Source organism: Tabrizicola sp. (assembly GCF_031377265.1).
Taxonomy (GTDB): Bacteria; Pseudomonadota; Alphaproteobacteria; order Rhodobacterales; family Rhodobacteraceae; genus JAUYQR01.
The window spans coordinates 1-6,822 of record NZ_JANMET010000113.1 but is presented as its reverse complement, the minus strand read 5'-3'; the positions used below and the strand labels follow the sequence as shown (position 1 = coordinate 6,822).

General features: G+C 62.5%; 10 protein-coding genes. 4 read left to right on the top strand and 6 right to left on the bottom strand.

Annotation, left to right across the window (positions count from 1 at the left end):
- Positions 1 to 19: 19 nt before the first annotated feature.
- On the bottom strand, positions 20 to 394 hold the full coding sequence (locus RMO18_RS06690; protein ID WP_309664735.1) for a hypothetical protein: 375 nt from the start codon (positions 392 to 394) through the stop codon (positions 20 to 22).
- Positions 394 to 1,380 (bottom strand): cobaltochelatase subunit CobS, encoded by a 987-nt coding sequence (gene cobS, locus RMO18_RS06685; RefSeq protein WP_309664738.1) that lies wholly within the window; start codon positions 1,378 to 1,380, stop codon positions 394 to 396. The genes RMO18_RS06690 and cobS overlap by 1 nt, the downstream gene beginning before the upstream one ends.
- Positions 1,381 to 1,565: 185 nt before the next feature.
- On the opposite strand from cobS, the gene msrB reads away from it, so the two are divergent.
- Positions 1,566 to 2,021 carry a peptide-methionine (R)-S-oxide reductase MsrB gene (gene msrB, locus RMO18_RS06680; protein WP_309664732.1) on the top strand — a complete coding sequence of 152 codons (456 nt, stop codon included), beginning with the start codon at positions 1,566 to 1,568 and terminating at the stop codon, positions 2,019 to 2,021.
- 80 nt (positions 2,022 to 2,101) lie between these two features.
- On the opposite strand, the gene RMO18_RS06675 is transcribed toward msrB, so the two are convergent.
- Complete coding sequence (locus RMO18_RS06675) at positions 2,102 to 2,740, bottom strand: J domain-containing protein (protein ID WP_309664730.1); 639 nt, start codon at positions 2,738 to 2,740, stop codon at positions 2,102 to 2,104.
- A 106-nt stretch (positions 2,741 to 2,846) separates the two neighbouring features.
- Here RMO18_RS06675 and RMO18_RS06670 point away from each other — a divergent pair, with 106 nt between their 5' ends.
- On the top strand, positions 2,847 to 3,104 hold the full coding sequence (locus RMO18_RS06670; protein ID WP_405054018.1) for a BolA family protein: 258 nt from the start codon (positions 2,847 to 2,849) through the stop codon (positions 3,102 to 3,104).
- Between the two features lie 41 nt (positions 3,105 to 3,145).
- Here the strand turns inward: RMO18_RS06670 and RMO18_RS06665 are convergent, their stop codons facing one another.
- On the bottom strand, positions 3,146 to 5,284 hold the full coding sequence (locus RMO18_RS06665; RefSeq protein WP_309664728.1) for a malate synthase G: 2,139 nt from the start codon (positions 5,282 to 5,284) through the stop codon (positions 3,146 to 3,148).
- A 180-nt stretch (positions 5,285 to 5,464) separates the two neighbouring features.
- Here RMO18_RS06665 and RMO18_RS06660 point away from each other — a divergent pair, with 180 nt between their 5' ends.
- Positions 5,465 to 5,809 carry a metalloregulator ArsR/SmtB family transcription factor gene (locus RMO18_RS06660; RefSeq protein WP_309664726.1) on the top strand — a complete coding sequence of 115 codons (345 nt, stop codon included), beginning with the start codon at positions 5,465 to 5,467 and terminating at the stop codon, positions 5,807 to 5,809.
- Entirely contained in the window at positions 5,799 to 6,254 is a 456-nt protein-coding gene (locus tag RMO18_RS06655) for an SRPBCC domain-containing protein (RefSeq protein ID WP_309664725.1), read from the top strand. Before RMO18_RS06660 ends, RMO18_RS06655 begins: the two co-directional genes overlap by 11 nt.
- 10 nt (positions 6,255 to 6,264) lie before the next feature.
- Here RMO18_RS06655 and RMO18_RS06650 read toward each other — a convergent pair whose 3' ends face one another.
- Both RMO18_RS06650 and RMO18_RS06645 read right to left on the bottom strand, forming a co-directional pair.
- Complete coding sequence (locus tag RMO18_RS06650; protein WP_309664724.1) at positions 6,265 to 6,405, bottom strand: DUF2256 domain-containing protein; 141 nt, start codon at positions 6,403 to 6,405, stop codon at positions 6,265 to 6,267.
- Between the two features lie 13 nt (positions 6,406 to 6,418).
- Positions 6,419 to 6,822, bottom strand: a 404-nt coding sequence (locus tag RMO18_RS06645; RefSeq protein WP_309664722.1) for an FAD-binding domain-containing protein, incomplete at its 5' end; no start/stop codon positions are given.

The window sequence follows — 6,822 nt, the reverse complement described above, 5'->3', positions numbered from 1 at the left end:
CGGCGGGGTGAACCCCGCCCTACCGTAGGGCTTTGGTTTCGGGCTGGGTGGCGGCGAAAACGGCGCAGTCTTGCATCAGCGTCTCATACACATCGCGGCTTTGCCGGTCGCCGCCGAAGATGTAGGCCTCGACCATGAAGGCCATGATCGGGCGCTGCTTTTTGATGAAATCGTTTATGACTTCGGGGCTTTGGGTGGTCTGGCGGAGGGCGACCTGCCGGAACGCTTCCGCGAGGTGCAGATCCTGCGGATCGCGGTCGAGCAGGGTCGAGGCGCGCGCATAGTCATCCTGCCCGAACCACAGCGCCGCGCATTGCGCGGCGGGGTAGAGGGCGGGGTCTTCGGCGGCGAGGGCGGGGGCGATGAACGCGAGGGCGAGGGCCGCCCACCGCATCACTTCATCGCCATGCTTGCCGCACTTTCCGGCAGTTCTTCGGCAAAACAGCGCTGGTAAAACTCGGCGACGGTCTGGCGTTCCAGTTCGTCGCATTTGTTCAGGAATGTAAGGCGGAAGGCGTATCCCACGTTGCGGAAAATCTCCGCGTTCTGTGCCCAGGTGATGACGGTGCGGGGCGACATGACGGTGGAAAGATCGCCGTTCATGAAGGCCGTGCGGGTCAGGTCGGCGACCGTGACCATCTGGTTGATCACCTTGCGGCCCTTTTCGGTGTTGTAATGCGGGCTTTTCGCCAGAACGATGGCTGCTTCGGCGTCATGGCTGAGGTAGTTCAGCGTGGCGACGAGGGACCAGCGGTCCATCTGCGCCTGATTGATCTGCTGCGTGCCGTGGTAAAGGCCGGTCGTATCGCCAAGACCTACGGTGTTCGAGGTGGCGAACAGCCGGAAATAGGGGTTCGGCGTGATGATTTCGTTCTGATCAAGCAGCGTCAGCTTGCCGTCATGTTCCAGCACCCGCTGAATCACGAACATCACATCGGCGCGGCCCGCATCGTATTCATCGAACACGATAGCGACGGGGTTGCGCAGCGCCCACGGCAGGATGCCTTCGTGAAATTCGGTCACCTGCTTGCCATCGCGCAGCTTGATCGCGTCCTTGCCGATCAGGTCGATCCGGCTGATGTGACTGTCAAGGTTGACCCGCACGGTGGGCCAGTTGAGGTGGGCGCCTACCTGTTCGATATGCGTCGACTTGCCGGTGCCATGGTAGCCTTGGATCATCACGCGACGATTGTACTGAAACCCCGCAAGGATCGCCAATGTCGTGTCCGGGTCGAATTTGTAAGTCGGGTCGATATCCGGCACGCGGTCGCCACGCTCGGCAAAGGCGCGAACCTTCATATCGGTGTCGATCCCGAAAACCTCGCGGACTGATATTTCCTCGGTCGGTTTCACTGCCTGATCCAGCATTCTGTCGCCCATCTCTTTTGCGCTCGTCACGTCAACCTGCGATCTTTGGAACATATCTCGGGGGGGTTCAAGGGGAAGGGGCAGGATCACGTAGCATCGCATTTGCGTGAAATCGCAACTTTGCCCTGAGAGGCTGCGTTCCTTCGGCGTAAGATCGCTTGAATGGGCTGCAATGGCCCCATGCAAAGGAACAACGGATGAAACGCCGCCACTTTCTGATCACCGTCAGCGCGATGTTTGCTGCCCCCATGGCGCGGGCTCAAAGCTTTGAGGTCACCTTGACCGAAGCAGAATGGCGGGCCCGTCTGACCGACGCGCAGTTCAGTGTCTTGCGCGAAGAAGATACTGAACCGGCCGGGTCCAGCCCGCTGGACAACGAACACCGCAAGGGCACATTCCACTGTGCGGGCTGCGACCTGCCGCTCTATGCGTCTGACGCCAAGTATGACAGCGGCACTGGCTGGCCTTCGTTCTTTGAACCCTTGCCCAATGCCGTGCGCACCAAAGAAGATCCGGGTCTTTTCGGCAGCCGGACCGAGGTGCATTGCCGTCGCTGTGGCGGGCATTTGGGCCATGTGTTCGATGACGGGCCGGAGCCGACGGGCAAGCGCTATTGCATGAACGGGGTCGCGATGGTGTTCAAGGTCGCCTGAAACTCGGCGCCCAAGCTAACGGTGCAGACTGGTTTAATGCTGCCCGGTTGCGAATCGTTGGGGTTCGCAACCGGCAGCCGTCATTCCCGGAAATAGCGAGAGTCCTTGATCTGGTCCCATGCCCAGACCACCTCTTGCAAGCGTTCCTCATCACTACGGTCGCCGCCGTTCATGTCGGGATGCAGATCCTTGACCAACGATTTGTACTGCTGGCGGATCTCGGTCTTCGTCCAGGTGTCGCGCGCATCAAGAATGTCCACCGCCTTTCGCTCGGTCGGCGGCAGTTTGCGCGTCGCGTTGGAGGTGAGGCCGCCCTTGCCCGGGTTTTGGGTGGCGTTTGACCCCAGCAGCGACATCGGATCGTTCACCCCCAGCCGGGCCCAGGCGCGGCCATCGTCCTTCTGGCTGAACGGCTTGGTTTCGCGGCCCCAGACCCGGTCCTTGTCGATGAACTTCTGAAATTCATCGTCCGTGGTGCCCTGAAAGAAATTCCATTTCAGATTGTATTCCCGGATGTGATCCTTGCAGAACCAGTAGAACTCATCCAGCAGATCAGGCGATTTCGGCGCGCGGTAGGCACCGGTTTCCTTGCAGTCCGGATAGTCGCAAGGCTTGCTTGAGGTGTCAAAAGCGCCAGACATCCCGCGACGTCCGGTTTTCTTGCGCTTCTTGTCCGACGCAACGCGGATGTCGAATTCGAAGGGAGTGCGGTTTGACATAAACAGGCCTTTCAAGCGGATCCCGAAGCGCGGCACAGGCGAAGCGGCCTTTCCGACTCGGGGCTGAGAGTTTAGGGCTTTCTGAGCCGGATTGAAGGGGGCCATTGTGAAAATCGCCGTGAAGGACGAAATCGAGGCGCGACTGACCGCCGTCTTTGCCCCCGACAGGCTCGACGTGGTGAACGAAAGCCACATGCACGCCGGCCATTCGGGTGATGACGGCACTGGCGAAAGCCACTTTCGCATCGTCATCCGCGCCGCCGGGTTTGCATCGATGAACCGGGTTGCGCGCCACCGCGCCGTGCATCAAGCGCTGGGCGATCTGAATACGCGGGTGCATGCGATTGCGCTGGATATCGGTTAACGGGCGTCTTAGCCGAAGAACATGTTACAAGGACCGGGCAACTAGCGCCCGGCCTTGGCCTCAAGCCGCGCCGCATGAAGCACCGGTTCGGTATAGCCCGAGGGCTGCGCGCGCCCGTTGAACACCAGATCACAGGCGGCCAGGAACGCCGGGCCGTCAAATCGCGGTGCCATCGGGCGATAGGCGGGGTCGTGGGCGTTCTGGCGGTCAACCACCCCGGCCATCTTGCGCAATGCTTTCGTCACGTCGGCTTCCAAGATCACGCCGTGGTGCAGCCAGTTCGCCAGCGCTTGCGACGAGATGCGGCAGGTGGCGCGGTCTTCCATTAGGCCGACGTCGTGAATGTCGGGCACCTTGGAGCAGCCGATCCCCTGATCGACCCAGCGCACCACGTAGCCGAGGATGCCCTGCGCGTTGTTCTCGACCTCTTGCCGGATCGCATCGGGCGACCAGTTGGTGCCGATCGCCAGCGGCAGGGTCAAAAGCTGGTCAAGGCTGGCGCGGGACCCTTCAGCTGCAATCTCGGCTTGCCGGGCATGCACGTCGACGCGGTGGTAATGCGTTGCATGCAGCGTAGCGGCGGTGGGCGAAGGGACCCAGGCACAACTGGCCCCGGCTTGCGGATGCGCAATCTTCTGCGCCAGCATCGCCGCCATCTGATCCGGGATTGCCCACATGCCCTTGCCGATCTGGGCACGGCCACGCAGGCCACAGGCAAGCCCGATGTCAACATTGCGATCCTCGTAGGCCTTGATCCAGGTCTGCGCCTTCATTTCGCCCTTCGGCACCATCGGCCCGGCTTCCATCGAGGTGTGAATTTCGTCCCCGGTCCGGTCAAGGAAGCCGGTGTTGATGAAGGCGACACGGGTCTTGGCGGCGCGGATGCATTCCTTGAGGTTGGCGCTGGTGCGGCGTTCCTCGTCCATGATGCCAAGCTTCACCGTGTTGCGGGGCAGGGCGAGCGTATCTTCGACCATGGCGAACAGATCATCGGTGATCGCCACCTCGTTCGGCCCATGCATCTTTGGTTTCACCACATAGACCGATCCATGCTGCGAATTGCGTGGGCCATCGGTCTTGTGCAGGTCATGCAGCGCGCAAAGCGTGGTGACAAAGGCGTCAAGCACGCCTTCGGACATTTCGCGCCCCTCGGGGTCAAGCACGGCAGGGGTGGTCATCAGGTGACCGACGTTGCGCACCAGCATCAGGGCGCGGCCCTTCAGGCTGTGTGCGTTGCCATCCCGGGCGGTGAAGTCGAAATCCGGGGCAAGGCGGCGGGTGATGGTGCGACCATTCTTTTCCAGCAGCTCCTCAAGATCGCCGCGCATCAGGCCAAGCCAGTTGGAATAGGCCGCCACTTTGTCTTCGGCATCGACGGCGGCGATGCTGTCTTCCAGATCCATGATGGCGGACAGCGCCGCCTCCAGCCGGATGTCGGCCACACCGGCGCGATCCTGCGCGCCAATGCGGTGGCCGGGGTCGATCCGCAGGACGATGTGCAGACCATGGTTCTGCAACAAGATCGCGTTCGGCGCATCTGCAGGGCCACGATAGCCCGCCAACTGGGCGGGGTCCTTCAGGGCCGGATGCAGGGCGCCGCCTGCGATCGCGTAACGCGGCGCGTCGGCGTGCGATCCTTCGGCCAAGGGCACGCTGTCATCCAGAAAGGCGCGGCCCCAAGCGATGACGCGGCTGCCACGGGCGGGTTCATAGGCCGCCCCCGACGGCAGATCACCCAGCGCATCTGTCCCATACAGCGCGTCATACAGGCTGCCCCAGCGGGCATTGGCGGCATTAAGCGCGTAGCGGGCGTTCGTCACCGGGACGACAAGCTGCGGGCCGGGAAGGCAGGCGATTTCGGGGTCGGTGCCGGTGGTTTCAATAGCGAAATCAGGGTCTTCCGGGACGAGGTAGCCGATTTCCGTCAGAAAGGCGTGGTAGGCACCGGCGTCATGCGCCTGGCCTATCCGGGCACGGTGCCAGCCGTCGATGGCGGTTTGCAGCGCATGGCGGCGGGCAAGCGCATCCCGGATGCGCGGGCCAATAGCGTCAACTGCGGCGGCGAGGCCGGACCAGAAGCGTGCCGGTAAAATGCCGGTGCCGGGCAGGGCCTGCGTCTCGATGAAAGTGGCCAACGTCGTGTCCACGGCCAGCCCCGATTTCGTCACGCGCGTGGTCATCTCACGTCTCCAGTATGCAATGGCACACAATTAAGCTGGGCGGCGGCGCGGCGCAATGACCGGTCTTGCGCGAGTGCATCCCATCGCGGCAAAGCAGCTGGCGCAAGGAATGGAAGCTGATGCTTAGCTGACTGGCTTTGTTTTCCTTGCATGCCTTGGTCGATGATGATACTTAGTGATATGGCTAAGCATGATCCCGACCTGTCCCTGCTGTTGCACGCCCTGTCCGACCCCACGCGTCGGGCGATGCTGTCGCGGCTGACCAAGGGGCCAGCTGCGGTGACGGCACTGGCTGCGCCCACGAGACTGCGTTTGCCCACCATCCTGCGGCATCTTTCGGTGCTGGAGGCGGCGGGGCTTATCGCCACCGCGAAAGACGGACGGGTGCGGTCCTGCACGCTGGTGCCAACGGCGCTGGACCCGGTGCGCGGCTGGATGGACGAACAACGCGCCCAGTGGGAGGCGCGGTTCGACCGGCTGGAAGATCACGTGATGAAACTGATGGAGACACCCGATGACTGCTGATGCTGGTGACCGCACGATGGTGCTGGAACGGGTGATACGGGCCCCGGTCAAGGTGGTCTGGGGTGCCTGGATGAACTCCGAAACCCTGCCGCTGTGGTGGGGACCGGACGGCTATTCCTGCCGCACCACGCGGATCGACCTGCGTCCGGGTGGCGAATGGGTGTTTGACATGATTGGCCCGGATGGCACGGTCTATCCCAACCATCACCGCTATGGGTTGGTCGACCCCGAAAAGCGCATCGAATATACGCTTCACCGGGGCGAGAACGGGCCAAAACATGCCGACGCCTTTGTCGTGTTCGAAAGCCTTGGTGACACCACAAGGGTGACGCTGTCCATGGTTTTGGCCACTGCCGAAGACTACCGGCAGGCCAAGGCGTTTGGAGCGGTCGAACTCGGGATGCAGACCCTTGGCAAGCTGGCGCACCACATTGGTGCGGATTGAGGCCGTCAGGTCAGGGTTTTGCGGGTTTTCGGCTGCGACACCGATCCGAACAATACTTCACCTCATCCCAGACCTTTTCCCATATCTTGCGCCAGACGAAAGGCTTGCCACAGGTGGCGCAAATCTTTGCGGGCAGGTCAGCTTTCTTCATCCCGCGCGGCATGTCAAAGATCCAGGCTCAACTGTGCGCTCATCGGTCTGGCGCGCGGGGTACGGTCGCTGACAAATCCGGCATCGGCACGGCTGGCGTGGCGCAGAACGATGCGCGCGGCCTCATCCGCGAAACCGGGCCCGCGCCGGGCGGACCAGATCGCCTCACGGGCGGCGCGGGCAGCGGAAGTGACGTCAATGACCGGCTCGGGGTAGCGGCGCCCCAGCAACCGTGCGGCGTCCGGCCATTTCCACGGCTGCTGCAGGAATGCATCAGGAACCGGGCCAAGCTCCGGCACCCAGCGGCGGGTGAAAACGCCGCTCGGGTCATGATCCTGCCCTTGCTTCACCGGGTTGTAGATGCGGGGAATGTTGATCCCGGTGGTGCCGGACTGCATCTGAATCTGCGGCCAGTGAA